This window comes from Lentzea indica (assembly GCF_012184385.1).
GTDB classification, from domain to species: Bacteria; Actinomycetota; Actinomycetes; order Mycobacteriales; family Pseudonocardiaceae; genus Lentzea; species Lentzea indica.
The window spans coordinates 1-1,231 of sequence record NZ_VSRL01000556.1 but is presented as its reverse complement, the minus strand read 5'-3'; the positions used below and the strand labels follow the sequence as shown (position 1 = coordinate 1,231).

The 1,231-nt window shown below is 71.2% G+C and carries 2 protein-coding genes; one reads left to right on the top strand and one right to left on the bottom strand.

Going from position 1 to position 1,231, the window contains the following annotated elements:
- Positions 1-208: 208 nt before the first annotated feature.
- A complete protein-coding gene (locus FXN61_RS49555) occupies positions 209-835 on the bottom strand; it encodes a hypothetical protein (RefSeq protein WP_167980654.1) in 627 nt (208 codons plus the stop codon).
- Between FXN61_RS49555 and FXN61_RS49550 the strand changes: the two genes are divergently transcribed.
- Positions 815-1,231, top strand: a 417-nt coding sequence (locus FXN61_RS49550) for a hypothetical protein (protein WP_223165926.1), incomplete at its 3' end; no start/stop codon positions are given. The genes FXN61_RS49555 and FXN61_RS49550 overlap by 21 nt on opposite strands.

Sequence of the window (1,231 nt, the reverse complement as noted above, 5' to 3'; positions counted from 1 at the left end):
CGCGCCCTCACCGAACCGCGCCAGGGTTTCTCCGCCGACGGCCGCACGCTCGGCCTCGGACTGGCCACCGCGCTGAACGAGCAGCGCAAGGACGCCGAGTCGTCGCGGACTGAGTCGTCGGCGGGCTAAGTCGCAGCGGGCCGAGCCACAGCGGGTTGAGCCGTCGCAGACCGAGCAGCCGCGTACCGAGCCGTCGCAGACCGAGCCGTCACGGGTTGAGTCGCCGCGTGCCGAGTCGCAGCAGACGGAGCCGCCGCGGGCTGCGCCGGTGCGGATCTCTCCAGGGGAGAAAAGCCAGCCCGCGCCGGTGGTGGAGCCCAAGCGCGACCAGACCCGCGTGGTGGCCAAGCCTGACGTTGTCCACAGGCCGGAAGTTGTCCACAGGCAGGACCAGAAGACGGCGGAACTGTCGGTCCCGCCTGGCAAAATTGAAAACGGGGGACCCCAGGGAGGGGACCCTCGCGCGAGCATGGCCCCCAACGCCAAGACGGCGCGGGTCGATCAGCTGCCGAAGTCGGAGCCGTCGTGGTTCGACCAGTCCGTCAGACCGGAGCAGGCGCAGCCTCAGCGTTCTGACCAGCGTCAGGAACACCCGCGTCCTGAACCGCAGCGCACTGAGATGCTGCGCGTCGACCAGCTCCAGCGCCAAGAGCCACAACGCGCTGAGCCGCCGCGTGCCGAGCCATCCCGTCCCGAGGCGCAGCGCCCCGAGCAGCAGCGCACCGAGATGCTGCGTGTTGACCAGCTCCAGCGCCAAGAGCCGTCGCGCGCTGAGCAACAACGCGCTGAGCAGCAGCGCACCGAGATGTTGCGCGTGGACCAGCTCCAGCGCCAAGAACCGCCGCGCTCCGACTCATCGCGCACCGAGCCACCGCGCACCGAGACCGCGCGCTTCGACCACCCCCAACGCCAGGAACCACCCCGCCCAGAGCAGCCCAAGCGCCATGAACCCCAGAACCTCCCCGTCATCGGCTACGACGAGGAGCCGGAGGACAGGCTCACCACCGACGAGCCCAAGAAGGGCCGCAAGCCCCTCGCCGTCGTCCTCAGCCTGCTGGTCGTGGCGGCCCTCGCCGGCGCCACCGTCTACGCGGTCAAGGAGTTCGGCGGCTCCAAAGCCGTCGAGACCAAGCCCCCGGCCGCACCGGCCAACGTCCAGCCGCTGGTCAAGGCCGTCACCGCGGGCGCACCGGCGCCGTCCCCGGCAGGTGTGAAGCGGGCCCTCGCCGGC